The 25176-nt window shown below is 69.3% G+C and carries 22 protein-coding genes; 4 read left to right on the forward strand and 18 right to left on the reverse strand.

Annotation, left to right across the window (positions count from 1 at the left end; genetic code table 11):
* Positions 1–75: 75 nt before the first annotated feature.
* Both AC3WQY_RS11145 and AC3WQY_RS11150 read left to right on the forward strand, forming a co-directional pair.
* On the forward strand, positions 76–699 hold the full coding sequence (locus tag AC3WQY_RS11145; protein WP_492708321.1) for a LysE/ArgO family amino acid transporter: 624 nt from the start codon (positions 76–78) through the stop codon (positions 697–699).
* Between the two features lie 49 nt (positions 700–748).
* On the forward strand, positions 749–1708 hold the full coding sequence (locus tag AC3WQY_RS11150) for a DMT family transporter (protein ID WP_492708324.1): 960 nt from the start codon (positions 749–751) through the stop codon (positions 1706–1708).
* Here AC3WQY_RS11150 and AC3WQY_RS11155 read toward each other — a convergent pair.
* The 7 genes from AC3WQY_RS11155 to ypfJ form a co-directional block, all read right to left on the reverse strand.
* The gene (locus AC3WQY_RS11155) at positions 1695–3230 is read right to left on the reverse strand and encodes a methyl-accepting chemotaxis protein (RefSeq protein ID WP_492708326.1); all 1536 of its coding nucleotides are present in this window, start codon (positions 3228–3230) and stop codon (positions 1695–1697) included. The two genes, AC3WQY_RS11150 and AC3WQY_RS11155, sit on opposite strands and share 14 nt — an antisense overlap.
* A gap of 116 nt (positions 3231–3346) precedes the next feature.
* The gene (pssA, locus tag AC3WQY_RS11160; RefSeq protein WP_285234862.1) at positions 3347–3967 is read right to left on the reverse strand and encodes a CDP-diacylglycerol--serine O-phosphatidyltransferase; all 621 of its coding nucleotides are present in this window, start codon (positions 3965–3967) and stop codon (positions 3347–3349) included.
* 44 nt (positions 3968–4011) lie between these two features.
* Positions 4012–5127: a nucleotidyltransferase domain-containing protein gene (locus AC3WQY_RS11165; RefSeq protein ID WP_492708328.1), complete on the reverse strand. Its 1116-nt coding sequence runs from the start codon at positions 5125–5127 to the stop codon at positions 4012–4014.
* Positions 5124–6062 (reverse strand): HprK-related kinase A, encoded by a 939-nt coding sequence (locus AC3WQY_RS11170; protein WP_492708330.1) that lies wholly within the window; start codon positions 6060–6062, stop codon positions 5124–5126. Before AC3WQY_RS11170 ends, AC3WQY_RS11165 begins: the two co-directional genes overlap by 4 nt.
* Complete coding sequence (locus AC3WQY_RS11175; protein ID WP_492708332.1) at positions 6056–6337, reverse strand: hypothetical protein; 282 nt, start codon at positions 6335–6337, stop codon at positions 6056–6058. Before AC3WQY_RS11175 ends, AC3WQY_RS11170 begins: the two co-directional genes overlap by 7 nt.
* Before the next feature lie 28 nt (positions 6338–6365).
* On the reverse strand, positions 6366–6941 hold the full coding sequence (locus tag AC3WQY_RS11180) for a hypothetical protein (protein WP_492708334.1): 576 nt from the start codon (positions 6939–6941) through the stop codon (positions 6366–6368).
* Positions 6942–7168: 227 nt separating this feature from the next.
* Positions 7169–8047, reverse strand: a complete 879-nt coding sequence (gene ypfJ / locus AC3WQY_RS11185) for a KPN_02809 family neutral zinc metallopeptidase (protein WP_492708336.1) — start codon at positions 8045–8047, stop codon at positions 7169–7171.
* Between the two features lie 141 nt (positions 8048–8188).
* Here ypfJ and AC3WQY_RS11190 point away from each other — a divergent pair, with 141 nt between their 5' ends.
* Positions 8189–8992, forward strand: a complete 804-nt coding sequence (locus tag AC3WQY_RS11190; protein ID WP_492708338.1) for a head GIN domain-containing protein — start codon at positions 8189–8191, stop codon at positions 8990–8992.
* An 18-nt stretch (positions 8993–9010) separates the two neighbouring features.
* On the opposite strand, the gene AC3WQY_RS11195 is transcribed toward AC3WQY_RS11190, so the two are convergent.
* The 10 genes from AC3WQY_RS11195 to AC3WQY_RS11240 form a co-directional block, all read right to left on the reverse strand.
* Positions 9011–10840 carry an ABC transporter ATP-binding protein gene (locus AC3WQY_RS11195; RefSeq protein ID WP_492708414.1) on the reverse strand — a complete coding sequence of 610 codons (1830 nt, stop codon included), beginning with the start codon at positions 10838–10840 and terminating at the stop codon, positions 9011–9013.
* A 14-nt stretch (positions 10841–10854) separates the two neighbouring features.
* Entirely contained in the window at positions 10855–12615 is a 1761-nt protein-coding gene (locus AC3WQY_RS11200; protein ID WP_492708340.1) for an alkaline phosphatase family protein, read from the reverse strand.
* A 276-nt stretch (positions 12616–12891) separates the two neighbouring features.
* Entirely contained in the window at positions 12892–14142 is a 1251-nt protein-coding gene (gene glcF, locus AC3WQY_RS11205; protein ID WP_492708342.1) for a glycolate oxidase subunit GlcF, read from the reverse strand.
* The gene (gene glcE / locus AC3WQY_RS11210; protein ID WP_285234871.1) at positions 14142–15221 is read right to left on the reverse strand and encodes a glycolate oxidase subunit GlcE; all 1080 of its coding nucleotides are present in this window, start codon (positions 15219–15221) and stop codon (positions 14142–14144) included. Before glcE ends, glcF begins: the two co-directional genes overlap by 1 nt.
* On the reverse strand, positions 15221–16690 hold the full coding sequence (locus tag AC3WQY_RS11215) for an FAD-linked oxidase C-terminal domain-containing protein (RefSeq protein WP_285234872.1): 1470 nt from the start codon (positions 16688–16690) through the stop codon (positions 15221–15223). The genes glcE and AC3WQY_RS11215 overlap by 1 nt, the downstream gene beginning before the upstream one ends.
* Before the next feature lie 21 nt (positions 16691–16711).
* The gene (locus AC3WQY_RS11220; RefSeq protein ID WP_492708345.1) at positions 16712–18370 is read right to left on the reverse strand and encodes an L-lactate permease; all 1659 of its coding nucleotides are present in this window, start codon (positions 18368–18370) and stop codon (positions 16712–16714) included.
* Positions 18371–18529: 159 nt separating this feature from the next.
* Positions 18530–19411, reverse strand: coding sequence for a LysR substrate-binding domain-containing protein (locus tag AC3WQY_RS11225; RefSeq protein WP_492708347.1), 882 nt, complete (start codon positions 19409–19411; stop codon positions 18530–18532).
* The gene (locus AC3WQY_RS11230) at positions 19408–20589 is read right to left on the reverse strand and encodes an FIST signal transduction protein (protein WP_492708349.1); all 1182 of its coding nucleotides are present in this window, start codon (positions 20587–20589) and stop codon (positions 19408–19410) included. Before AC3WQY_RS11230 ends, AC3WQY_RS11225 begins: the two co-directional genes overlap by 4 nt.
* A gap of 16 nt (positions 20590–20605) precedes the next feature.
* Complete coding sequence (locus AC3WQY_RS11235) at positions 20606–21298, reverse strand: PhaM family polyhydroxyalkanoate granule multifunctional regulatory protein (RefSeq protein ID WP_492708351.1); 693 nt, start codon at positions 21296–21298, stop codon at positions 20606–20608.
* Between the two features lie 24 nt (positions 21299–21322).
* Complete coding sequence (locus AC3WQY_RS11240) at positions 21323–22300, reverse strand: TraB/GumN family protein (protein ID WP_492708353.1); 978 nt, start codon at positions 22298–22300, stop codon at positions 21323–21325.
* A gap of 43 nt (positions 22301–22343) precedes the next feature.
* On the opposite strand from AC3WQY_RS11240, the gene AC3WQY_RS11245 reads away from it, so the two are divergent.
* Positions 22344–22757 (forward strand): VOC family protein, encoded by a 414-nt coding sequence (locus AC3WQY_RS11245; protein WP_492708355.1) that lies wholly within the window; start codon positions 22344–22346, stop codon positions 22755–22757.
* Here AC3WQY_RS11245 and AC3WQY_RS11250 read toward each other — a convergent pair.
* Entirely contained in the window at positions 22754–25054 is a 2301-nt protein-coding gene (locus tag AC3WQY_RS11250; RefSeq protein WP_492708357.1) for an ATP-binding protein, read from the reverse strand. The genes AC3WQY_RS11245 and AC3WQY_RS11250 overlap by 4 nt on opposite strands.
* Positions 25055–25176: the final 122 nt, after the last annotated feature.

Here is a 25176-nt window from a genome sequence, read left to right on the forward strand (position 1 = left end):
TTCGTTAGCGTTGCTGCAGCGGGTGAAGCAAGTCTAACTGGCGCCCCGCTGCCGCCGCGGGCATGCTGCGCCCCCATGCATCCCCCTTCCGAACTCGCTTCCAGTGCCCTGAGCGGCCTGGCCCTGAGCCTGAGCCTGATCGTCGCGATCGGTGCGCAGAACGCCTTTGTGCTGCGCCAGGGCCTGCGGCGCGAACATGTGTTTCCTATCGTGCTGGCCTGCGGCCTGAGTGACGCGTTGCTGATGGCCGCTGGCGTGCTCGGCCTGGCGGCGATGATCAGCCAGCAGGCGGCGCTGGCACGCTGGCTGACGCTGGGCGGTGCGGCCTTTCTGATCGTCTACGGCCTGCGCGCACTCTGGCGGGCGCGGCGGCCGGAGAGCCTGCGGGCCGGTGCCGGCCCCTCGGTGACGCTGCGCCAGGCCCTCATGCAGCTGGCCGGCTTCACCTTTCTGAACCCGCATGTCTACCTGGACACGGTGCTGCTGGTGGGCTCGGTGGGCGCCCAGCAGCCCGGCGCAGTACGCGCGCTGTTCCTCACCGGCGCGGCCAGCGGCAGCCTGCTGTGGTTTGCCGCGCTGGGCTTTGGCGCGCGCTGGCTGGCGCCCTGGTTCGCCAGGCCGCGCGCCTGGCAATGGCTGGACGCGCTGGTGGGCCTGACCATGCTGGTGCTGGCGGCGCAGCTGCTGCGTCAGGCCTGAGCGCAATCCCGTACAAGACGCCGCCGGCCCGGGCGGGCAAGATCGGCGCATGTTTGCTGGTGTCCTGTTTGCCCTTGCGGCCGGCCTTCTGTGGGGTCTGGTCTTTGTCGCGCCCCTGATGTTGCACGAGTACCCGGCGGCCATGCTGGCGGCCGGCCGCTATCTGGCCTTCGGCCTGATCGCGCTGCCGCTGGCGCTGATGGACCGGCGCGAGCTGCGCGCGCTGGGCCGCGCTGACTGGCTGGAGGCCTTCAAGCTCAGCGCCATCGGCAACTTCATCTACTACCTCTGCCTGGCGGCCGCCATCCAGCGCGCCGGCGGGCCCCTGCCCACCGTCATCATCGGCACCCTGCCGGTGGTGATCGCGATCAGCTCCAACATCCGCGACCATGCGCGCGACGGCCGCCTGCCCTGGCTGCGCCTGCTGCCCTCGCTGGCCCTGATCGCCGCCGGCATCGCCTGCGTCAACCAGGTGGAGCTGGCGGCGCTGGCCGGCAGCAGCGCCGGCGACATGCGGCGCTATGCGCAGGGCGCCGGCCTGGCGGTGGTGGCGGTGGCCTGCTGGACCTGGTATCCGATCCGCAATGCCGACTGGCTGCGCGCCCATGCCGAGCGCAGCCCGCGTGCCTGGGCCACGGCCCAGGGCCTGGTGACCCTGCCGATGGCCCTGCTGGCCTTCGCGCTGATCGCGCTGCTGCAGGCCGTGGGCCTGCCCCTGCTGGCGCGCGAGTTCACCCTGCCCCTGGGGCCGCGCCCCTGGGCCTATATGGGGCTGATGCTGGCGGTGGGCCTGTTCGCCTCCTGGATCGGCACGCTGTGCTGGAACGAGGCCAGCCAGCGCCTGCCCACCACCCTGGTGGGCCAGCTGATCGTGTTCGAGACGCTCTCGGCCCTGGCCTATGCCTTTGTGCTGCGCGGTCAGGCGCCGCAAGCCCTGACCCTGGCCGGCATCGCGCTGCTGGTGGCGGGCGTGATCTGGGCGCTCAGGATCAGGCCTAGCCGAGCTTGAAGGAGCCGACGATGTCGGCCAGCGCGCGCGCCTGCTGCTTCAGGCTCTCGGAAGCGGCGGCCGATTCCTCCACCAGGGCGGCGTTCTGCTGGGTGTTGTGATCGAGCTGCGAGACGGCGGTGTTGACCTGGGCAATGCCGGCGCTCTGCTCGCGCGTGGCGGTGGAGATCTCGCCCAGCATGGTGGTCACATGCCGCACCTGACCCACCAGTTCTTCCATGGTGCGGCCGGCCTCGGCCGCCACCTGCGAGCCGCTCTCGACCTTGCTGACGCTGTCGCCGATCAGGGCCTTGATCTCGCGTGCGGCCTGCGCGCTGCGCTGGGCCAGCGTGCGCACCTCGCCGGCCACCACCGCGAAGCCACGGCCCTGCTCGCCGGCACGCGCGGCTTCCACCGCGGCATTCAAGGCGAGGATGTTGGTCTGGAAGGCGATGCCGTCGATCACGCCGATGATGTCGGCGATCTTCTTCGAGCTGCCATTGATCTCGTCCATGGTCGTGACCACGCGGCCCACCGCCTCGCCGCTGCGCTCGGCGGTGCGCGAGGCCTGGTGCGCCAGCTCGTTGGCCTTGCCGGCGGTCTCGGCATTGTTCTTCACCGCGGCGGCCATCTGGTCCATCGAGGCGGCGGTTTCCTCCAGCGAGGCGGCCTGCTGCTCGGTGCGCGCGCTCAGGTCATTGCTGCCCAGCGAGATTTCGCCCGAGGCGCCCGACACCGCCACGGCGCTGTCGCGGATCTGGTTCACCGTCTGCGCCAGCTGCTGCTGCATGCTCTGCATGGCGGCCAGCAGCTGGCCCATCTCGTCGTCGTTGCTGATTTGGATGCGGGCGCTGAGATCCTTGTTGCTGATCATGCCGGCCACCTGCAGGGCCTCGCGCAGCGGCCGCGTGATGGAGGCGATGATGCGCCAGGCCAGCAGCACGCCCGCCGCCAGCGCCACCGCGAAGGTGATCAGCACCACCCAGATCGAGAGCTTGTAGGTCTTCTCGCCTTCGGCGAATTCCTGCTCGGCGACCTTGAGCTGCTCGTCCACCAGATCCGAGACGGCGCCGGTGAAGGGGTCGATGGCGGGGTAGAGCTCCTTGCTGGCGAAGGTCTCCAGCGCGTCCGCGTTCTGCGCCTGCAGGATCTCCTTGAGTTTGGCGGTGGCGGCCTGGGCGGCGGCCTTGAGCGACTGCGCCTTGGCCAGCAGCAGCGCCTCATTGCCCTCGATCTTGGTGGCCGTATAGGCGGCCCATTGCTTGGCCACCAGTTGCTCGGCCTCGTTCACCAGCTTCAGCCCGCTGGCCGCATCCAGGCTCTTGGCGCGCACCTTGTGTGTGGTGTCCACCACGTTCACCGCGTAGGCGTCCGAGACCTGCTTGAGCTGCTTGAGCGGCACCACGCGGTCGCTGTAGACGGTGTCCAGCGCGGCCTCCATCTGGCCTAGCGCCCTGATGCCCCAGCCGCCCACCAGGGCCAGCAGGATCAGCAACAGGAGCGCAAGCATCACCAGACGTGTCTTGATGCTATTCATCCGCATGGCGAACTCCTCAAGATGGCGTGCTCCGACTCTAGCGCCATCGGGCTCACCCAAAAGGGGGATATGCGCGGACTGTGTCAATTCGGCTGCAGCGCAGCCAGGCCCTGGAGCTCGGCCTAGAGCTTGGGGATGCGCAGCCGGCTCACCATCAGCGAGCCCGAGACGGCGAACATCAGCACCAGCGGGTGCAGGGTGAAGCCGCCGATGAGCAGCTTGCCGCCCCAGAGTTCGCTGCTGCCCACCGCACCCTGTGCGGCCGCGAACCACAGCGCCAGCACCAGCAGCAGCGAGGTGGGGATGGGCGTGCCCTCGAAGTACTTGACCTTGTCGCCACCCTCGGACAGTGCCTCGGCGGTGACGTTGAAGCGTGCCAGGCGCGAGACGCCGCAGGCGACGAAGAACACCAGGATGATGCGGTCCCACAGGCCCTGCATGCCGAAGCCGTAGGCGATGGCGGCGGGCGCGACGCCGAAGGAGATCACGTCCGCCAGCGAATCGAGTTCGCGCCCCAGCACCGAGCTCTGCTGGCGCCAGCGCGCGATGCGGCCATCGAGGATGTCGAACACCAGCGCGGCCGGGATCAGCGCGCAGGCGTAGTGCAGGTGCAGCAGCTGCTGCGTCTGCAGATAGGTCATCACCGAGAACAGTGCGCCCATGCCGCAGAAGGCATTCGCGAGGGTGAACCAATCGGCGAGGTGGAACTCGCGGATCATCGAGAAGGGCTTGGGTCGGTTCATGTGAGCAGAATAACTGACCGTGGCCCCGCCGGCCCACTGCCCTGCTAGGGCGCGGCGGTGGCGGGGGCCGGCTTGTCCGGGCTGAGCCGCTTCCAGGCCTTGACGCTCAGATGCCGGGCCAGCATCAGCGGCGGCATGCGCAGCCAGTGTGCACGCATGTACAGCGCCAGCTGGGCCGGCCCGGTGCCGGGCAGGGAGGCGCTGGCGTGCGGCGTGCGCAGGCCGCGGCGCCAGAGCATGGGCATCCAGGTGGAGACCGGCCAGGACGGGCCCATGCCGCGGCAATGCGCCGCGAAATCGGCGGGCATGGGCGTGTCGAAAAAGGTCTGGGTGGCCCAGGCGCCGTAGTGCAGCGAGCGCTGCAAGCCGAGCGCAGCGGCGCGTGCCAGCAATTGCTCCCAGAAGCCGGGCAGGGCGGAGAAGTGGCGCAGCAGCGCATCCAGATCCGAGAGGTCGCGCAGGCCGTGGCTCAGGTCGTCGTTGTGGAACAGATGGGTCATGCTGTGCAGCACCATGTCGGGCGGCGCGAGCACGCTGGCACCCGGGCATGACTCGACGCGGCGGGCGTCGCGCAGCAGCAGCGCGGCATCCGGTGGATGGCGCGTCGTCAAGGGCAGGATGTTGTGATGCACGTCCAGCACGGTGTGCCGCTGCACATGCTCCATCGGCGGCAGCTCGTGCATCCAGACGCGATAGTAGTGCTGGTCGTAGTCGTCATGGTGGCCGCCCATCCAGCCGTGCATCATCAGATGCCCTTCGACCGCCTGGATGGACTGCCTGGGCACGAGGATGTCGGTGTCCGAGAACAGCCGGCCTTCGGCGGCGGGCAGGCCGGCCAGCACATAGGCCGCGCCCTTGAGGAAGATCAGCGGGATGTCGAGCTGGCTGAGCGCGGCGCAGATGAGCATGGCCTCGCGCCGGACTTCGCCGGCCTGGGCCCGGGCCAGGGTCAGCGCCGTCTGCAGATGGCTGCGGGGTGCCGCCGGCACGGCCTCGAGCAGGCCGTGCGCTTGCAGGCGTGCCGCAACGCGCGCCAGCACATCGGCGCGGCGCGCCTGGCGGATCAGCAGTTCCCAGCTGGGCATGTCGAGCGTGGGCAGGCGCTCGGGGTGCTTGAGTGCCCACAGGGCCAGGTCCGCGCGTGGTGTCAGCCCGCTCATGCCAGCGCCTCCGTCACGGGCGCGCCGCTGGCGAGCCTGTCAAACAGCGCGACGGCCTCGTCCAGCGAGCCATAGCTGAACTCGTGGCAGTCGCTGGCGGTGACGAATTCCGCCAGGCGTTCGAAGCCGGCGCGCTGCTGTACGTTGTAGTTGAAGGCGTTGTCGAGCAGGCGCATCAGGCAGCGCCCCTTGGACACGGGCGTCAACAGTGCCGGCGCCTCTGGCACGTAGCGCGGGAACACCACCCAGCCGGGGCGGGCCAGCTCCTCGGCGCGGCGCAAGGCTTCGGCGGGGGCGCTGAAATGGCCGACCACGCCCTTGCTGGTGTCGTGCACGATGGAGCCGAACTGCAGGTCGGGGCCGGCGAAGCGCTGGATGACATCGATGGAGGCGTTCTTCAGGCTCACCGCGCGCGGCAGGGGCACCAGCTGGCCGTGGCCCATGTCGATCAGGGCCAGTTCGTCCGAGAGCAGGCGCCAGCCATGGAACAGCAGGGCCGCGCACAGCGTGCTCTTGCCCGAGCCGGAGGGGGCGGGCATCACCAGCGCGCGGCCGTTGCGCTCCAGTACCGCGGCATGGAGGATCAGGTATTGATGGCAGGAGCCCGAGATGCACCAGTTCATGCCCCACTCGAGCATGGGCATGCCCTGATCGCCAGGAAGGGGCGCGAAGGCATCGTCGCCATCGATCAGGAAGGACAGCTGCGGGCGCAGCCAGCGCCGCAGGCCGGCACGGTGTTGCACGGCGATGTGGAAGTCGGCAAAGGTGTCGGCATCGACCACCTCGTAATGCCCGTACAGCTTGGTGAGGCCTTGCAGGACCTCGGGCACTTTTGAACGGATGCAGAACACCAGGGGGCCGGTGCGCAGACGCAGCCCGTCACCGCTCAGACGGTGGCGCAGCATGCCTTCTGGCAACTGGGCCAGTGTCAGCATGGGGTTTCGGCCAGCACGTTCAGGCGCAGCAGTTCCTGCAGCAGGGTCTCGAGCGCAGCGATTTCGTCCGGGGCTGCCGCCTGATCCGGCTCATCGCTGCCGAGCAAGACCTGTCGAAGCGCGTCGAAATCGCGCGGCTGGTCCAGGCAGTCGAGCACCGCACCGGCGGCCCAACTCAGCAAATGGGTTTCGAAGCGGGATTCGACGTAGACGACGGTGTCGTCGTCCAGCTTGCGCCAGCTCACGCCCGGTGCAATCAGGTAGCAGCCCGCCATCGCGGTGAGATCGCTCCGGGGAGATGGCTCAGGCGGACATCTGACTCTTCAGCCAGATCAGGGCCAAGGGCTCGTCCCAGGCCGGCACCACGGTGGGATAGGCACTGATGCCGGCGGGCAGGGTCGTGCCTTTGATCGTCGCCCAGAAACCGCGCGCCTGGTTGACGGTGATCGAGAAGCCCCCCGCGCTGGCATTCAGGTATGCGGCGACGCAGTAGCGATCAAACTCGGTGGTGGCCCCGTTCAAAACGTCGGAGAGTTTCACGCTGTTTGAATAGCTGCCTCCGAATACGTCCTTGAACTTGCTCGTGTAGGGGGCGCTGTTGGTGATCTTGCCCTTCCAAAAGCTCGGGCCGTTCGTGGTGCAAACCGTCGCGCCGGGGTGGCGGCTGTTGAAGGTCGTAACGGAAATAAAGCCGGAAGGATTGACGCAGGTGCCGGCCGCATGCACGGGGCGGCTGACGGCGGTGAGCACAACAGGCGTGATCGCCCCCAGCTTGATCAGCCGACGCCGGCGCGCGGAAGCCAAGGTCTGAGCCTCAGCGACCTCTGCCGGAGCGGTGTCGGGCTCTTGCGGCTTGTGATTTTCGCTAGGAATGTTCATGACTCTGCTTTCGACAGCTATGGTGCGGTCCGCCGAGGGCTAACCTGATGAAGACGATGCTAAACCGAGCGGACCGACTCTTGATGGCAGTGTTTCACACAAAGCCTCACCGAGATAGCCGAACTCACCCCTCGAACGGGTGGTGAACTTTGCGCTGTGCCAAGGCGTGCACGGTTACTCAAAACGATACCGAGGGTTTACCCTCAGTATCGTTTGATGTTGATCAGTCAGAGCTGTTTCGCCCTGAACGTGTCGCAGGCCGCGAGTTCGCCCTGCGCGAGCCCGCGCTTGAACCAGCTCACGCGTTGCGCGCTGCTGCCATGGGTGAAGCTCTCCGGCACCACCCGGCCCTGGGCCTGGCGCTGCAAGGTGTCGTCGCCGATCTTTGAGGCGGCATTCAGGGCCTCGGCAATATCGCCCTGGTCCAGCCAGTCCTTGCTGCGCTGTGAATGGAAGGCCCAGACACCCGCATAGCAGTCGGCCTGCAGCTCCAGCTTCACGCTCAAGGCGTTGTAGACGGTCTGCGACACGCGCGCACGTGCCTGCTCAAGCTTGTCCGTGGTGCCCATCAGGTTCTGCAGGTGGTGGCCCACCTCATGGGCAATCACATAGGCCTGGGCAAAATCGCCGGGTGCGCCCAGCCGGTCGCGCAGCGTGGCATAGAAGTTCAGGTCGATATAGACCTTGCGATCTGCCGGGCAGTAGAAGGGGCCCATGGCCGCCTCGCCGGTGCCGCAGCCGGTGGGCCAGTGATCCCTGAACAGCACCAGCTTGGGTGCCTCGTAGCGTTGCTGTTTGCTGCCGAAGTAGCCGCCCCAGACGTCTTCGGTATCGGCCAGCACGGTGGCGACGAAGCGCGCGCCCGGGTCCTGCGGTTTGGGGCCGGGCTTGCTGGCCTGCGCGCCCGGACTCTGCGGCAGCGCCTGACCGCCATCCAGCAGCCCCAACACCGTCATCGGGTTGATGCCGAAGGCCCAGGAGGCCAGCAGGGCGATGACGATGCCGCCCAGGCCCAGCCCGCGACCACCCAGCATCGGGCTGCCGGCGCTCTGCTGCTCGCGCATGTCCTCGACGTTGTCGCTCTCGCGCTGGCCTTCCCACTTCATCGCTGCTCCCCGCATGAATGGCGTGATCGTATGTCAAGCCTGCAGCCTGTGGCGGCCAAGATGCAGATCGTCGCAAGCGAGGTGGCCGGCGCTGGGTGCTCGGGCACAGTGCGGAGCGTGGCAAGCAGCTGGAGCACGGCAATGCAAATCAACAAGTCATGGATGATGGGGCTGGGCCTGCTGGCCTGTTCGCTGGCCGCCAGTGCCGGCGAGGCCGACTGGACCCTGCGCATCAAGCAGGAGGCCAAGCACCTGGCCATCACCCTGGGTTCCACCCATCAGTACGGCCCGAACGCCGGCCGCATCAAGGGTTCGGGCAATCTGGTGGAGAAGAAGCGCGAGATCGGCAGCTTCAGCAAGCTGCGCATCGAGGGGCCGCTGGACGTGCAGCTGAACCAGGGCGCGACCGAGACGCTGAGCATCAGCGCCGAGGACAATATCGAGCCGCTGATCGAGACCCGCCTGGACGGTGATGCGCTGGTGATCGCGCTGAAGGGCGGCGCCGGCTTCACCACCCGCAAACCGCCGCGGCTGATGCTGGGATTCCGCAAGCTGAACGCGGTGCAGATCAAGGGTTCGGGCGATGTGTCCATCGACCAGCTCAAGGCCGAGCAGTTCGCCGTCAACATCAGTGGCTCGGGCGATCTGGACATCGGCCTGCTGGAGGCGCGCGAGCTCAGCGCCAGCATCAGCGGTTCGGGTGATGTGCACATCGCCGGCCGTGCCGAGCAGCAGAACTGGAGCCTCAGCGGCAGCGGCGACGTCAGCGCCGCCAGCCTGAGCGGCCGTGCGGCCAAGGCCCAGCTGTCCGGCAGTGGCGACCTGAGCCTGGGCGTGCTGGAGCAGCTCGATGCCAACCTTAGCGGCAGCGGCGACCTGAGCTATGCCGGCCGCCCCAAGCTGACGCAGAAGATCAGCGGTTCGGGCGAGATCAGCGGCCGCTGATCCCGGCCGGCCACGAGCTCAGGCCTCCTCGCCCAGGAAGCCGCCGCTCTGGTGTGCCCAGAGCCGCGCGTACAGGCCGCCCTGGGCCAGCAGCTCGGCGTGGCTGCCCTGCTCGACGATCTCGCCCTGGTCCATCACCACCAGCCGGTCCATCGCCGCGATGGTGGAGAGGCGGTGCGCGATCGCCACCACGGTCTTGCCCTCCATCAGCCGGTAGAGGCTGCGCTGGATGGCGGCCTCGACCTCCGAGTCGAGCGCGCTGGTGGCCTCGTCGAGCAGGAGGATGGGGGCGTCCTTGAGCATCACGCGCGCGATCGCGACGCGCTGGCGCTGGCCGCCGCTGAGCTTGACGCCGCGCTCGCCCACATGCGCGTCATAGCCGCTGCGGCCCTTGGGGTCGCTGAGCGCGAGGATGAATTCATGCGCCTCGGCGCGCTCGGCGGCCGCCATCATCTGCGCATCGCTGGCGTCGGGGCGGCCGTAGAGCAGGTTGTCGCGCACCGAGCGGTGCAAGAGCGAGGTGTCCTGCGTCACCATGCCCACCTGGGCGCGCAGGCTGTCCTGCGTCACCTTGGCGATGTCCTGGCCGTCGATCAGCACGCGGCCCTGCTCGATGTCGTAGAAGCGCAGCAGCAGGTTCACCAGCGTCGACTTGCCGGCCCCCGAGCGCCCCACCAGGCCGATCTTCTCGCCCGGCTTGATGAGCAGCTGCAGATCCTTCAGCACCTGCTTCTTGCCGCCATAGGCGAAGCCCACATGCTCGAAACGGATCTCGCCCTGGCTCACCTGCAGCGCCGCGGCGCCCGGCGCATCCTGGATGGCGACGCTGCGCGAGAGCGTGGTGATGCCGTCCTGCACCGTGCCGATGTTCTCGAACAGGCTGGCCATCTCCCACATGATCCAGTGCGAGATGCCGTTCAGGCGCAGTGCCATCGCGGTGGCGGCCGCCCCCGCGCCCACGCCCACCTCGCCGCGCGACCACAGCCACAGCGTGGCGCCGGCGGTGCTGGCGATCAGGCCCATCGAGAGCGCGTGGTTGATGACCTCGAAGCCGCTGATCAGCCGCATCTGGCGATAGGCCGTGGCGAGGAACTCCTGCATCGCGCCGCGTGCGAACAGCGCCTCGCGCTGGCTGTGCGAGAACAGCTTGACGGTGGAGATATTGGTATAGGCGTCGGTGATGCGGCCGGTCATCAGGCTGCGCGCATCGGCCTGGGCCGCGGCCGCCTTGCCCAGGCGCGGCACGAAGAACCACAGCGCCAGCACGTAGCAGAGCAGCCAGGCCAGGAAGGGCAGCAGCAGGCGTGCATCGAAGCCGCCCACCACGCCCAGCATGGTGAGGAAGTAGATGGTGATGAAGACCAGGATGTCGGTGACGATGAGCACGCATTCGCGCACCGCCAGCGCGGTCTGCATCAGCTTGGCCGAGACCCGCCCCGCGAACTCGTCGGCAAAGAAGCTCATGCTCTGGCCGAGCAGGTGGCGGTGGAACAGCCAGCGCAGCCGCATCGGGAAATTGCTGGACAGGCCCTGGTACTTGCACATCGCCTGCAGGGCGATCAGCAAGGGGCTGGCGAGCAGGATGGCGGCCAGCAGGGCGAGCCGGTCCTTGTGCTCGGCCCACAGCCGCTCGGCCGGCACCTGGCTGAGGAAGTCCACCACCGAACCCAGCATCGCGAACAGCAGCGCCTCGAAGGCGCCGATGCCGGCGGTGAGCAGGGTCACGCCCAGGATCACCGCCCGCATGCCCTGCGTGCCGGCCCAGACGAAGCGGAAGAAGCCTGCCGGCGGCTGCGCGGGCGCGGCCTCGGGGAAGGGATGGACGAGGCGCTCGAACCAGCTGAACAGCAAGGGTGTTCCGATCAGGGTTGACGCTGGAGCGGCAGGGGCAGGGGCTTGCCCTGCGCCTGGGCCGGCGCGCGCAGGCCCAGGATGCCCGCCAGCGTGGGGGCGATGTCGGCCACCTCGACGCGCTGCGCCACCTCACCGCGGCCCACCCAGGCGGGGCCCCAGGCCAGGATGGGCACATGGGTGTCGTAGGCGTAGGGCGTGCCATGCGAGCTGCCCACCGGGCGTGAGCCGAACAGCCGGCCCTCCTTCATGATCACCTGCACCGGTGCGGCGCGCTCGGGGTGCCAGGACTTGCGCATCTGCTCCAGCAGCGGTGTGCCGGGCTCCTGGCCGGCCAGCTCGTCGGGCGTGTAGACGGCGGCCACGTCGGGCATTTGCAGCATCACGCGCTTGGCCTCGGCGTAGACGGCGGCCGGGCGCAGGCCGCGCGCGGCGATCAGCGCCTCGTCGAACAACAAGCCCATGGCCGAGAGCTGGGTCACCCAGGGGCCTTCGCCGAAGGTCTTGCCGAGACCGGCGTTGGCAAAGGCCAGCAGCTGCGCGCCGGGCAGGCGGGCGGTGTCGCGGCCCTGTGTCCTAGCCCATTCGGGCGTGTCGGCAAAGCCATGATCGGCCGTCAGCATGGCCATGTAGTTGCCCTTGCCCAGCCTGGCGTCCAGGTACTGGAAGAAGGCCTGCAGATGGCGATCCAGCTGCAGCACATGGTCGTGCGAAAGCCGCGACTCGGGGCCGAAGGCATGGTTCACATAGTCGTGGCTGGAGAGGCTGACGCTGAGGATGTCGGGGCTGGCGTCGGCGCCCAGGGCCTCGCCCTCGATGGCGGCGCGCGCGAAGGCCAGGGTCAGCTCGTCGCCATAGGGCGAGGGCAGGATGTTGCCGTAAAAGCGCGGGCCCGGGCCGTCCATGCCGGCGCCCAGCACGGCGGGCAGCCGGTTGCCATTGCCGGCATTGCTCTGCCAGGGCTGGCCGTCGGGCACCGAGCGCGCGTAGGCGCAAGCAGGCGCTGGGCCGCCCTGAGCCTGCTTGACCCCCTCGGGGGGCGGCGACTGCGCGGCAGTCGCCTGGGGGCAGTCATATCCGGGCAATACGGGCGACCAGCTCTTGCCGAATAAGGCATCGGCCGGTTTGGCGGCGTTGAAGCGCTGCACCCAGGCCGGGTGGCTCTGCATGTAATAGGTGCTGGAGGCGAACTGGCCGCTCTCGCCCATATACATATAGGCCGTGCCCTTGTGGCCGGCCGGCAGGATGGCGCCACGGTCCTTGCCCGAGATGCCGATCACCTTGGCGGCCGGGTCGGCGCCGCGCAGCACATCGCCCACCGTCTCGGCCAGCAGCATGCGCGGGCTGGTGCCGGCCAGCGGCGCGGTCGGGCTGCCGATGTACTGGTAGTCGGCGTCCATGGTGTTGTAGACCTGGCCGCGGGTCTTGGGGTCCACCCATTCATTGCTGATGATGCCGCTGCGCTGCGGGTAGGCGCCGGTCAGCATGGTCGCGTGCCCGGCGGCCGTCACCGTATGGGCATGACCGTAATGCGCGTTGGCGAACCAGGCGCCCTGGTCCAGGAAGCGCCGGAAGCCGTCGGGCTGGAGTTGGTCGCGGTAGCCCAGCACCTGGCGCATCGGCAGGCCGTCCACCACCATGAAGACCAGCAGCTTGGGCTTGGCAGGGGTAGCGGGCGGGCTGGCGCAGGCGCTCAGCAGGCCCAGGGCCAGCAGCAGGGCGGCGGAGGCGCCGTGCGGGAGGGGCGAGCGGAACAGTACTTGGCGGGCCATGGCGGAGGGTGTGACAGGGAAGGGCGCGCGCAGTATCGCGCAGCAAGGCCGCCAGAAATAAGTAGGCCGGACATCCTTGCGTTGGCAAGAAGGCCCGGCCTGTTTCTTGATGCGGTGAACCTGTTCTTGTTTCACCCAGCTGGCCATGCTGGCTGGCCGCTTCCCCTCCTCAAGGTTGGCGCCATTGTGTAAAGAACCATTTCTATGCAGGCGCGGGTTTCCACCCGGTTTGGCGCTATGCGCACAAGTGGCGCAGCGTTGGTGCGCGGGCGGCGCTCAAGAACGCAGATCGGCGTCCAAGACCTCGATCCAATGCCGCACCGGTGTGCGGCTGGCGGACTGCAGCTGCTGGATGCAGCCGATATTGGCCGACACGATGGCCTCCGCCTGCAGCGGTGCCAGGGCCTCGAGCTTGCGATCGCGCAGCTGCTTGGAGAGCTCGGGCTGCAGGACCGAATAGGTGCCGGCCGAGCCGCAGCAGAGGTGGCTGTCGCAGGGCGCCAGGTTGATGGTGTAGCCCAGCGCGCGCATCAGACCCTCGACGCCGCCGCGCAATTGCTGGCCGTGCTGCAGCGTGCAGGGCGGGTGGTAGGCCAGCTTGGCGCGGGCCTTGGCCTGGCCCAGTTTGGATTGCAGCGCGGGCAGCAGGCCGGGCAGGAATTCGCTCAGGTCCACGCACAGCTCGCTGATGCGCCTGGCCTTCTCGGCATAGGCGGGGTCGCGGGCCAGCGCATGGCCATATTCCTTCACCGTCACGCCGCAGCCCGAGGCGTTCATGATCAGGGCCTCGACCTTGCCGGCGGCGGTGAGCCCCTGCACCAGCGGCCACCAGGCGTCGATATTGCGGCGCATGTCGGCCAGGCCGCCCTCGTGGTCGCCCAGATGGCTGCGGATCGCGCCGCAGCAGCCGGCGCCGTCGGCCACCACGGTCTGCACGCCGGCGGCGTCCAGCACGCGTGCGGTGGCGCTGTTGATATTGGGCATCATGGCCGGCTGCACGCAGCCCAGCAGCATCAGCACCTTGCGTGCATGCGTGCGCGTGGGCCAGTCATGCGCATGCGCGGGTTGCGGGCCGGGCACCTTGTCTTGCAAGGCCTTGGGCACGAGCGGGCGGAACCATTGGCCCAGCTTCATCGCCGGACCGAAGGCGGCCGAGGTCAGGCCCTCCTTGAGGGCCCAGCGCGTCGCGCGTTCGGCGGTGGGGCGCTCTACCTTGGCCTCCACCACGGCGCGGCCGATCTCCAGCAACTGGCCGTACTGCACGCCCGAGGGGCAGGTGCTCTCGCAGTTGCGGCAGGTCAGGCAACGGTCCAGGTGCAGCTGGGTGCTGCGCGTCGGCGTGGCGCCCTCCAGCACCTGCTTGATCAGGTAGATGCGGCCGCGCGGGCCGTCCAGCTCGTCGCCCAGCAATTGGTAGGTCGGGCAGGTGGCGGTGCAGAAGCCGCAATGCACGCAGCGGCGCAGGATGGCCTCGGCATCCTCGCCGGCGGGCGTGCCTTGGAATTCGGGGGCGAGTTGGGTTTGCATCAAAGATCCGGATAGAGACGCCCAGGATTGAAGATGCCCTGCGGGTCGAAGGACTTCTTCAGCTCGCGATGGATGCGCAGCAGCGGGGCCGATAGTGGCGTGAACACCCCCGCCGACTTGTCCAGCGAGCGGAACAGCGTGGCATGGCCGCCCGCCGCCGCCACCGCCTCGCGCAGCTGCGCGGCCGGCAGGGGCGTGGTGACCCAGCGCTGCGCGCCGCCCCATTCGATCAGCTGTTCGCCCGGCAGCTTCAGTTCCGGCGCGGTGCTGGGCAGGGAAAGCCGCCAGAGCTTGGCGCCGCCCTGCACGGCGCGCTCGGCGCCCTGGAAGAATTCGTCGCTGTGGTCGCGCAGGCCCTGCCAGAAGGCGGCCGCCATGGCCTCGGGAATCACCTCGCCGCCGAGCTGCGCATGCGCCGCGCGCACCGCCGCCTCGGCGCCGGCCAGGCGCAGCACCAGCGCACCATCCCACCAGGCGCTGGCATGGATGGGCAGGGGCAGGCCGCCCCAGCGATTCAGCTGCTGCAGGGCCAGGTCTTGCCTGAGATCGAAGCGCAGCGTCGCCATCGCCACCGGGCGCGGCAGCACCTTCAGCGAGACCTCCAGGATCAGCCCCAGCACGCCCATCGAGCCGGCCAGCACGCGCGAGACGTCGTAGCCGGCCACGTTCTTCATCACCGTGCCGCCGAAGTTGAGCGCCTCGGCGCGGCCGTTCAGCATCGCCACGCCCAGCAGATGGTCGCGCAGGCTGCCCATGCTGACGCGCGCCGGGCCCGAGAGGCCCGCGGCCACCATGCCGCCCACCGTGCCGCCACCGCCAAAGCGCGGCGGCTCGAAGCCGAGGTGCTGGTTCTGCGTGGCCAGCAAGGCCTCCAGCTCGGCGATCGGGGTGCCGGCCTTGACGCTGACCACCAGCTCGCTGGGCTCGTAGCTGCTGATGCCCGTGAAGCCGCGCATGTCCAGCAGCTCACCGCCGGCTTGCTGGCCGTAGAAGGCCTTGCTGCCCTGGCCCCGCACCTGCAGCGGGGTCTGGCTGGCCGCCGCCGCGCGCACGCGTTCCCGCAGATCGGACAATTGCATCAGAAGCGCTCCAACTCGGGGAAGGCCAGCAGGCCGCGTTTCACATGCATGCGGCCGTATTCGGCGCAGCGGTGCAGGGTGGGGATGACCTTGCCCGGGTTGAGCAGCTCGGCCGGGTCGAAGGCGCGCTTGAGTGCCGCCATCTGCGCGCATTCCTCGGGCGAGAACTGCACGCACATGGAGTTCAGCTTCTCGATGCCCACGCCATGCTCGCCGGTGACGGTGCCGCCCATCGCGACGCTGGTCTCCAGTATCTCGGCGCCGAATTGCTCGCAGCGGTGCAACTGGTCCGGGTCGTTGGCATCGAACAGGATGAGCGGATGCAGGTTGCCGTCGCCGGCATGGAAGACGTTGGCGCAGCGCAGGCCGTACTTCTTTTCCATCTGCTGGATTGCCAGCAGGATGTCGGCCAGGCGCTTGCGCGGGATGGTCGAGTCCATGCACATGTAGTCGGGGCTGATGCGGCCCGAGGCCGGGAAGGCGTTCTTGCGCCCGCTCCAGAAGCGCAGGCGCTGCGCCTCGTCGGCGCTCACCGCCACCTGGGTGGCGCCGCTTTCCAGCAGCACGGCCTGCATGCGGCCGATTTCCTCGGCCACCTCCTCGGGCGTGCCATCGCTCTCGCACAGCAGGATGGCCTCGGCCGTGAGGTCGTAGCCGGCGTGCACGAAGTCTTCCACCGCCGCGGTCATGGGCTTGTCCATCATCTCCAGCCCGGCCGGGATGATGCCGGCGGCGATGATGTTGGCCACCGCGTCGCCGGCCTTGCGCAGGTCGTCGAAGCTGGCCATGATGCAGCGCGCCAGCTGCGGCTTGGGGGTGAGCTTGACGGTCACCTCGGTGATCACCGCCAGCATGCCCTCGCTGCCTACCACCAGGGGCAGCAGGTCCAGGCCGGGCGCGTCCAGCGCCTCGGAGCCGAACTCCACTGCCTCGCCCTCCACCGTGAAGCCGCGCACGCGCAGCACGTTGTGCAGGGTCAGGCCGTACTTGAGGCAGTGCACGCCGCCCGAGTTCTCGGCCACATTGCCGCCGATGGTGCAGGCGATCTGGCTGCTGGGGTCGGGCGCGTAATAGAGGCCATGCGGCGCCGCCGCCTCGGAGATGGCCAGGTTGCGCACCCCGCATTGCACCCGCGCCGTGCGCGCCAGCACATCAATGCCGACGATGCGATTGAACTTGGCCAGCGCCAGGGTCAGACCTTGCCCGTGCGGCAGCGCGCCGCCCGACAGCCCGGTGCCGGCGCCGCGCGCCACCACCGGCACCTTGAGCCGGTGGCAGGCCTGCAGCAGCGCCGCCACCTGGGCCTCGGTCTCGGGCAGGGCCACCGCCAGCGGGCGCTGGCGGTAGGCGCTCAGGCCATCGCACTCATAGGGCGTGGTGTCCTCGGGCGTCCACAGCAGGGCATGGGCGGGCAGCAGCGGCTGCAGCGCTGCCACCAGCTCGGCTTGGGTGGTGGGGTGAGGCGACATGGGCTCCGACTGTAGCGCCGCTCAGTGCACCAGCAGCGTAAAGGGCGGGACATAGGCCTGCAGCGTCACCAGCAGACCGACCAGGCAGGCGAGCGCGATCGAGTGGAAGAACACATAGCGCAGGATGTCGCCCTCATGGTTGAACCAGCGCGTGGCGGTGGAGGCCACCACGATGGACTGGGCATCGATCATCTTGCCCATCACGCCGCCCGAGCTGTTGGCCGCGCCCATCAGATTGGGGTTGAGCCCGAGCTGCTCGGCCGCCACCTTCTGCATGCCGCCGAACAGCACGTTGGAGGCAGTGTCCGAGCCGGTCAGCGCCACGCCCATCCAGCCCATCAGGGTGCCGAAGAAGGGGTAGAACACGCCGGTGGTGGCGAAGGCCAGGCCCAGGGTGGTGTCGAGGCCGGAGTAGCGCGTCAGCGTGCCCAGGGCCAGCATCAGCACGATGGTGAGCAGCGAGTAGCGCACCAGCCAGATCGTCTTTCCGAACTGGCGCAGCAGCGCCGGCAGGCCATAGCCCATCACCAGCCCGCCGATGATGGCGGCCAGCAGGATGCCGCTGCCGGTGGCGGAGAGCAGGTTGAAGGTGTACTCGGCGGCCTCGGTGGCGGGCGTGGCCACCACCGGTGCGACCTTCTGCACCAGCTTGTGCAGGCCCTCGATGGCGAACTTGGGCGCGTAGATGCCGTTCAGCGCCGTCTTGGTGACCGGCAGACCCCAGGCGAACACGAAGGCGGTGAGGATGACCCAGGGGGTCCAGGCCTTCACCACGGCAGCGCGCGGATGCACGGCCGGGGCCTGCGGCGCCTTGGCCTCGCCGCCGTCGGCCTCATGGCCGCGCAGCGACACCGAGGTCCAGATGCGCTTGGGCTGCCAGACGCGCAGAAAACCCACCAGCGCCGCCATCGAGCACATCGCGGCGATCACGTCCACCAGCTCGGGGCCGATGAAGTTGGAGACCAGGTACTGCGGGATCGCGAACGACAGGCCGGTCACCAGGATGGCGGGCCAGATCTCCCACATCGCCTTGCGGCCGGCGAAGGCCCAGATCAGCCAGAAGGGCACCAGCAGCGAGAAGAAGGGCAGCTGGCGGCCGATCATGCCGGACACCGCCATCAGGTCGTAACCATGCACCTTGGCCAGGGTGATCACCGGCGTGCCGAGCGCGCCGTAGGCCACCGGCGCGGTGTTGGCGATGAGCGAAAGCCCCGAGGCCGCCAGCGGCGAGAAGCCCAGGCCGATCAGGATCGCCGCGGTCACCGCCACCGGCGTGCCGAAGCCGGCCGCACCCTCGAAGAAGGCACCGAAGGCAAAGGCGATCAGCAGCAGCTGCAGGCGCCGGTCCTGGGTGATGCCGGCGATCGAATCCTGCAGCACCTTGAAGCTGCCGTTCTGCTCGGTGAGCTGGTGCAGGAAGATGATGTTGAGCACGATCCAGCCGATCGGCAGCAGGCCGGTCAGCCCGCCCAGGATGGCGGCGCGCCCGGCCATGCCGGCGGGCATGCCGAAGGCGAACACCGCGATCGCCAGCGCGCTGGCCAGGCCGGCCGCGGCGGCGATATGCGCCTTGAGGTGGAACACGCCCAGACCCAGCAGCATCACCACCACCGGAACGGCGGCCATCAGCGTGCTGAGCAGCATGTTGTCGAAAGGGTTGTATACCTGCTGCCAGATCATGGCTTGTCTCCGTCTTAGTTCGATTGGGACGGATGGTGGGGCGCAGGCCGCCCGCCGTGCGTGAAAGCTAGCATGGCCGCGTTTGAGCAAATTTCAAACGGCGGACCGACACAGGGTCAACCATGAGGGCCGCTGTCAGGCCCGGTTCAGTCGCTTTGTTTAAGCGAGCGCGCGCCTGAGCCAGTCGGCAAAGGCCGCGCATTCCCAGCGTTCCATCGCACCGGGCTTCCAGCACAGGAAGTGGTGGTAGGGCGAGGCCACGGTATGGCTGGACAGGCGTATCAGCCGGCCGCTGTCCAGCCACATGGTGCCCAGCTTCATGCGCATCAGGGCCACGCCAAAGCCGGCCGCGGCGGCGTCCAGCACCAGGCCGACGTCGTTGAACTGCGCGCCCGCGCGCGGCTCGTCGAGCTGGATGTCATGCGCGGCGAACCAGGTGCTCCAGGGATCCAGGGGGCTGCGTATCAGGCGCGCGCGGCCGATCTCGGCGCTGGTCTCGAAGCCTTCGAAGGGCCCGAATTCGTGCAGGTACTCGGGGCTGCACACGGGGGTGAGCTCGTCGCTCAGCACGCGCACGGCTTCCAGCCCCGGGTAGGGGCCCATGCCGTAGCGGATCTCCAGGTCGGCGTCCTCGCCCTTCACGTCCAGCAGCGGGATCGAGACCTGCATGCTCAGCTCCACCTCGGGGTAGGCGTGGCGGAACAGCGCCAGCTTGGGCAGCAGGATCTGGCGCGAGAAGGTGGGCGTGACGGCCAGGCGCAGGCGCACGCCGCTGGGCTTGTGGGCCGCGTGCCCGGGCACCTGCTGCAGCGACTTCAAGCCCTGGCGCACCGGCGTGAGATAGGCCTTGCCGTCCTCGGTGAGGGTGAAGTCGCGCGCGAACAGCTTCAGGTCGAGCTGCGATTCCAGCTGGCGGATGCGGTGGCTGATGGCGCTGGGCGTGACGCTCAGCTCCTCGGCCGCCAGGCTCACGCTGCGCAGGCGCGCCAGCGCCTCGAAGGCCTGCAGGCATTGGATCGGAGGGATGCGCGGTGGGCTCATGACGGCTGCAGGAACACCGTCAGCACGCCGGTATAGCCGTAGAGCTTGTCATGGGCGATCTCGCCGCCGGCGAAGAAGCCCACCAGGGGCACCTCGCCCAGGGCATGGCGCAGCCATTGCAGCTCGGCCGAGGGCGCGCCGAAATGCGGGCCGCCGCGGCCGGCGCAGCTGATGTAGACGGCGCCCGCGATGCGGCCGCTGCCCGCCTGCTCGGCTTCCAGGGTTTCGCAGGCGTCGCGGATCTCGGTGCAGATGCGCATCAGGTCGCGCCGCGCGGCCTCGGCGTTGCGTTCGCAGAAGCTCAGCAGCTGGCCCGGCCGCGGCTGTTCGGCCACCGCCACGCCGCGCTGCGCGGGGTCGATGCCGATCAGATGCCGTACCAACACCTCCGGCCCGTAGGCGCGGCCGTGCTGCGCCGTGCTGCCGGCGTCGCGCAGCCCCACCAGGGTGCGGCGCAGCCGCGGCAAGGCCTCGCGCAACTCGGCCGGCGCGGTCAGGGCCGGCAGGCCCAGGTCCTGCAGGAGCGCGGCCAGGGCCGGCTGCTCGTCCAGGCCGGTGATCAGATTGCCGTCGCAGCTGCTGATGCGGCGTTCGGGCCCGAGCGCCTGGCAACCCTGGCTGACGCGCGAGATCAGCCGCACGCCCGCACCGAACGCCACGCCGGACAGCCCGCCCTGCCAGACACCATCGGCGATCTGCAGCGCCTGGCGGCGCCCCGAGGCCAGGCCGCCGAACAGATAGCCGGCCTGCGTCAGGCCGGCCAGTTCGGCCAGCAATTCCTGCAGCTCGGCGCTGCCGCCATCGGCATGCACCTGCGCGCATTCGGCCGGCCAGGCGCCCAGCGGCCTGGTGCCGGAGAAGACGCGGAACTGCTCGCGCGGCAGCTCGGCCAGCATCAGGGCCAGCGCCGGCTCGTCAAAGTACTCGACCCCGGCCGCGCACACGCCCACGCCGCTGGCGCCCACCCAGGCCACGCCGGGCCAGCGCAGCTGCAGCTCGGCCAGCAGGGCCGCGGCCTGGGGCGCATAGGCTTCGGTCAGGTAGATCCAGCCCAGCGTGGGGCGCAGGCCGCTGCTGCTACCGTGGGGGCTGCGCTGAGCCTCCAGCTGCGCTGCGGCCAGCGCCAGCGCCATATGGGCGTCGGGGTGGGTCGCATGGGCATGCGCGAAGGCTGGCATGGTGCTCGCGCGAGGGTCAGGTCTTGCGCTTGCGCGCTGGCGCCGCGCGCGCGCCACTGCTCTTGGCCGCGGGTTTGGTGGCCAGCGTCTTGCCAACGGTCTCGGCCATGCTGCCGACCACCGCACCGGGCATGGAGGCGGCCTTCTTGAGGGTCTCGCCGGCGGCGTCGAAGCTCTGCTTGACGATGGCGCCGGCCAGGTTCTTGGCGGCGTCGGTGGCGCTGTCCTTCATGGCATTGGCGGCCAACTGGGTGAACTGCTGGCTCAGCGCGCCCCACCATTGCATCGGGTCGACCACCGGCGCGGCCGGCTTGGCGGCCTCCTCGGCTTCGGCCTTGGGGGCCGGCTTGGCGGCGGCCTTCTTGGGCTTGGCCACGCCGGGCGGCACGCCGGGCCAGCTGCTCAGATCGGGCGTGGGCACCTTGAGCGCGGCGCTCAGCTCGTTGATGGGCACGTTCATGGACTTGAGGGTGGACAGCGTCATGCGCTGCACCTCCAGGGCCTGGATGGTGGCGCCCAGCATGCGGGCGTTCTGCTCCAGCCAGAACTGCACCGTGCGCAGCTCCTCGATGCGCTTGCTCAGCTCCTCGGGATTGATGGTGGGGGCCACCCATTGCCCGATGCCGGGCAGCGCCGCGCCGGCGTTCTTCACCAGCCCTTGCAGGAACTCGAAACCGGGAACGAATTTGGTGAAGCTGTTGTCGGCCATGTTGTCTCCGTGTTGGGTAGAGCGCTATCTCGGCGATGGTAGTCCTTGGCCGGCGCCAGCGGGCGCGGGATGCAGTGCCTGCACCACAAATCCCTGCTGTTCGAGCAGGCGCGGCAGGGCATGCGGGCCCGTCATGTGCAGGGCACCGACGGCCGCCAGCAAGGTCTGACCCCGGGCGTGCAGGGCGGCGATGCGCGCGGCCAGCATGGGGTTGCGATCGTCGTTGAGGCGCTTGAGTTCGGCGCGGTCGGCGGCGTCGGCCACGCATTCGCACCAGCGGGCGTAGTCGGCGAGCTCGGCCAGGTCGCCGCGCTCCCAGGCCGCGGCGAGGCGGCGCAGCACCGGGCGCAGGCTGCCGTCCTCGAGTTGCGCCAGGCCCTGGCGCAGCGCGCGCAGCGCCGGCGCGGCACGGCGCGGCACCAGGGCGCGCAGCTGCTCATCGGCGTTTTCCAACGCCGCGATGGGGCGGCCCTGCTCGGCGGCCCAGCCGCCCAGCATCAGCTCCTGGCCATAGGCGGCGTCCAGCCCTTCCCAGCGCCCGGCCAGCAGGCTGAGAGTGGCCAGCTGCAGCAGCGGGTGCAGGGCGGCCAGCGCCTGCTCGGGCAAGCAGGCGGCGCGCGCCTGGGCCTGCAGGCGCGCCTGGGTGCCGGCATCCAGCCTGAGCGCATCGGCATGGCGCGGGCCGCGCGCCAGCAGGCGCTGCGTCTCGGCGTCAGCGAGGTCGAGCTCCAGTGCGATCAGCTCGCTGTGCGCCAGCGCCTCGCGCAGCAGCGGCCCGGGATAGGCCCATTCCGGCCTGCCCACATGCAGGCTGGCAAACAGATAGGCGCTGCGGCCGTCGCGCGTGAGGCGCCACAGCATGCCGCGGTCGGGCGCGGCGGCGGCAAGCTGCTCGGGCGTGGCAGCGGCCCGCGGCATGGGCGGGCATTGCGCCCAGGCCGGCGAGACGAGCAGCGCGGCCAGGCCGGCGGTGAGGAAGTGGCGCAGGGAATTCAGCAGCATGCCGCTACCATGCCACAGCCGCCGACCCCTGGACCCCGACACCATGCAGAGCATCTTTCACCTGGCCTTCCATGTGCGCGACCTCGACCAGGCGCGCGCCTTCTACGGCGGCCTGCTGGGCTGCCGCGAGGGCCGCAGCACCGCCAGCTGGGTCGACTTTGATTTCTTCGGCCACCAGATCTCGCTGCATCTGGGCGAGCCCTTTGCCAGCAGCAACACCGGCCAGGTCGGCGACCATTGGGTGCCGATGCCGCATCTGGGCGTGATCCTGGCGCTGCCCGACTGGCAGGCGCTGGCGGCGCGGCTGGAGGCTGCGGGTCAGGCCTTCGTGATGGCGCCGCAATGCCGCTTTGCCGGCCAGCCCGGCGAGCAATGGACCATGTTCTTCCTCGACCCCTCGGGCAACCCGATCGAGGTGAAGGGGTTCAAGTCGCTGGATACCGTGTTTTCGAGCTAGTGCAGCTTGAAGCCGATGCCGCGGCGCGAGCGCACCTCGGGCTTGAGCTTGTGCTCGGCCTCCAGCTGGCAGAGGAAGTCGTCGGGCGCCAGCGCCTCGCCCAGGATCGCGATCTGCTGGCGCACCGCGGCAAAGTCGCCCGGCGTGAGTGAATCCAGCGCGGCGAGGCGCTCGCGCTGCTCGTCACCGGCCGCCTGGGCCGCGGGCAGGGCCTCGCGCTCGAACATGCGCAGGCGCTGTTCCAGCGTGAGCGGCTTGAAGCGGATCTTGAAGGCGAAGCGGCGCAGTGCCGCGTCGTCGAGATCCTCGAACAGATTGGTGGTGCAGATGAAGATGCCGGCAAAGCGCTCCATGCCGGCCAGCATCTCGTTGACCTCGCTGACCTCGTAATTGCGCTCGGCCATGCGGCGGCTGCGCAGGAAGCTGTCGGCCTCGTCAAGCAGCAGCACCGCGCCCTCCTGGCTGGCGCTCTCGAACATGCGGGCCATGTTCTGCTCGGTCTCGCCGACGAACTTGCTGGCCAGGTCGCTGGCCAGGCGCACCATCAGCGGCCGCTGCAGGCGCTGGGCGATATGCTCGGCCAGGGCGGTCTTGCCGGTGCCGGGCGGGCCGTAGAAACAGAGGTTGCCGGCGCCGCGCTTGGCCAGGGCCTCGACGATGCGCGGCACCTCGTAGCGCGACTCGCAGTTCAGCAGGTCCAGCGCGTATTGCGTCACCACCGGGCGCAGGCCATGGTCCTGCGGCTTGCTGCCCAGGGCCTTGTCGGCGCCCTGCAGCTGGCGTTCGATCAGGGCCTCGGCCTCATGCGCCTCGCCCGCCAGTTCGGCAAAGCGCACCGCGGTGCGTATCTGCGCCGGCGTGAGGCCGCGGCGCTCGGCCAGGCGGGCGGCGAACTCGGCGCTCACCTGCACCGGCCCCAAGGCCTTCTGCACCAGGCCCAGGCGCGCGCCGGGCGGCGGCGACTTGAGCTCCAGGTGGTACTGGAAGCGGCGCCGGAACGCCGGGTCGATCTGCTCGATGCGGTTGGTGACCCAGATCACCGGCACCGGGTTGGTCTCGAGGATCTGGTTGACCCAGGCCTTGCCGCTCACCGAGCCCGAGCTGGGCGCATCCAGCGTGGCATCGAGGCGCGCGATCAGATGGGTGGTGTCGCTGGACAGCGGCGGGAACACGTCCTCCACCTCGTCGAACAGCAGGGCGACATTGGCGCTTGCCTTCAGGAACACCTGGCTGATCTGCAGCGAGCGGTAGCGGTCGCGGCCGGACAGCGAGTTGCCATCGCGATCGGCATATTCGACCTCGTAGAGATTCAGGCCGGCGGCCTCGGCCGCTACCTTGGCGAGTTCGGTCTTGCCGGTGCCGGGCGGGCCGTAGAGCAGCACGTTGACGCCCGGCTGGTGGCGCGCCACCGCGTTGCGCAGCAGGCTGCCCAGCAGGCGCAGTTCCTCGGCGATGAAATCGAAATCGGGCGGTTGCAGCTCGGTCAGCGTGGCGGGGCGGGTGAACACCGCCATCAGGTCCTGCGGCCCCTGGTACTCGCGCATCAGCACCGGCGGCAGTTGGTCGCTGACCTTCATCAGGTCCGCCAGGTCGGTGATGTTGTGCTCGGAGATCAGGTTCTCCACCATGCCGATGCGTTCCAGGCGCGAGCCGGCGCGCAGGGCCTCGGCCACCTCCTGCTCGTTCACGCCCGCCACCGCGGCAATCGCCGCAAACGCCTCCTGCGCGGTGTTGACCTTGAACTCGACCAGCGCGCCGCGCAGCTCGCGCTGGTAGCGTGCCAGCGTGCCGTAGAGCAGGATGGCGCGCTCGGCCGGGTTCAGCTGCAGCAGATTGCCCAGCGCGGCGATGTTCTTCTCCACCAGGGTGGATTCGCGCTTGAGCTGGCGGTCCAGCACCTCGCAGGTGGTGGCCAGCAGGGCCAGCATGTCCTTGGGCGCGTCCTTGATGTACTCGTCGAGATAGAAGAACAGCGTGGCCTCGGCAAAGGGGCCGTTCCAGACGCCATGGCGCTCGAGGAACTGCTCGTCGCCGAGCGCCTCGTGGCCGTTCCAGAGTTCGTTGTTGCGGCAGCGCTGGGCCAGGTATTCGCGCAAGCGCGTCAGCACGCGCAGCGGCCACACCAGGTGGCGGCCGGTGAAGGAGAGCAGGCCGTTGAAGTCGCGGCGCAGGTTGAAGCGGCCGGCATGCTTGACGGTGAGCGTCAGCACGAAGTGCGAGCACATGCGATCCAGCACCGGGGCCTCTTTGAGCCCGGGCGATGCCAGTACATGCGTGTCCGCCAGACGCTTGACCATGGGCAGCTCCTCGCAAGGGTGCGGCCAACCCGGCTTATTCCGGGCGGCCGCCCCATCTTGGCGCAGCGGGGGCTTCAGTACAAGTGGCTATGCGCGGCTTTCGCGGGCCTTTTCCTGGCAGG

The organism is Roseateles sp. FW301-B2 (genome assembly GCF_058788955.1).

Coding starts and splice junctions, on each gene's coding strand:
- AC3WQY_RS11175 (WP_492708332.1), bottom strand. CDS start 6,337: ATGGCGGGCTGCTACCTGATTGCACCGGGCGTGAGCTGGCGCAAGCTG.
- glcF (WP_492708342.1), bottom strand. CDS start 14,142: ATGCAAACCCAACTCGCCCCCGAATTCCAAGGCACGCCCGCCGGCGAG.
- AC3WQY_RS11150 (WP_492708324.1), top strand. CDS start 749: ATGTTTGCTGGTGTCCTGTTTGCCCTTGCGGCCGGCCTTCTGTGGGGT.
- AC3WQY_RS11145 (WP_492708321.1), top strand. CDS start 76: ATGCATCCCCCTTCCGAACTCGCTTCCAGTGCCCTGAGCGGCCTGGCC.
- glcE (WP_285234871.1), bottom strand. CDS start 15,221: ATGCAATTGTCCGATCTGCGGGAACGCGTGCGCGCGGCGGCGGCCAGC.
- AC3WQY_RS11190 (WP_492708338.1), top strand. CDS start 8,189: ATGCAAATCAACAAGTCATGGATGATGGGGCTGGGCCTGCTGGCCTGT.
- AC3WQY_RS11225 (WP_492708347.1), bottom strand. CDS start 19,411: ATGAGCCCACCGCGCATCCCTCCGATCCAATGCCTGCAGGCCTTCGAG.
- ypfJ (WP_492708336.1), bottom strand. CDS start 8,047: ATGAAGTGGGAAGGCCAGCGCGAGAGCGACAACGTCGAGGACATGCGC.
- AC3WQY_RS11235 (WP_492708351.1), bottom strand. CDS start 21,298: ATGGCCGACAACAGCTTCACCAAATTCGTTCCCGGTTTCGAGTTCCTG.
- AC3WQY_RS11155 (WP_492708326.1), bottom strand. CDS start 3,230: ATGCGGATGAATAGCATCAAGACACGTCTGGTGATGCTTGCGCTCCTG.
- AC3WQY_RS11170 (WP_492708330.1), bottom strand. CDS start 6,062: ATGCTGACACTGGCCCAGTTGCCAGAAGGCATGCTGCGCCACCGTCTG.
- AC3WQY_RS11220 (WP_492708345.1), bottom strand. CDS start 18,370: ATGATCTGGCAGCAGGTATACAACCCTTTCGACAACATGCTGCTCAGC.
- AC3WQY_RS11240 (WP_492708353.1), bottom strand. CDS start 22,300: ATGCTGCTGAATTCCCTGCGCCACTTCCTCACCGCCGGCCTGGCCGCG.
- AC3WQY_RS11245 (WP_492708355.1), top strand. CDS start 22,344: ATGCAGAGCATCTTTCACCTGGCCTTCCATGTGCGCGACCTCGACCAG.
- AC3WQY_RS11200 (WP_492708340.1), bottom strand. CDS start 12,615: ATGGCCCGCCAAGTACTGTTCCGCTCGCCCCTCCCGCACGGCGCCTCC.
- AC3WQY_RS11250 (WP_492708357.1), bottom strand. CDS start 25,054: ATGGTCAAGCGTCTGGCGGACACGCATGTACTGGCATCGCCCGGGCTC.
- AC3WQY_RS11215 (WP_285234872.1), bottom strand. CDS start 16,690: ATGTCGCCTCACCCCACCACCCAAGCCGAGCTGGTGGCAGCGCTGCAG.
- AC3WQY_RS11180 (WP_492708334.1), bottom strand. CDS start 6,941: ATGAACATTCCTAGCGAAAATCACAAGCCGCAAGAGCCCGACACCGCT.
- AC3WQY_RS11230 (WP_492708349.1), bottom strand. CDS start 20,589: ATGCCAGCCTTCGCGCATGCCCATGCGACCCACCCCGACGCCCATATG.
- pssA (WP_285234862.1), bottom strand. CDS start 3,967: ATGAACCGACCCAAGCCCTTCTCGATGATCCGCGAGTTCCACCTCGCC.
- AC3WQY_RS11165 (WP_492708328.1), bottom strand. CDS start 5,127: ATGAGCGGGCTGACACCACGCGCGGACCTGGCCCTGTGGGCACTCAAG.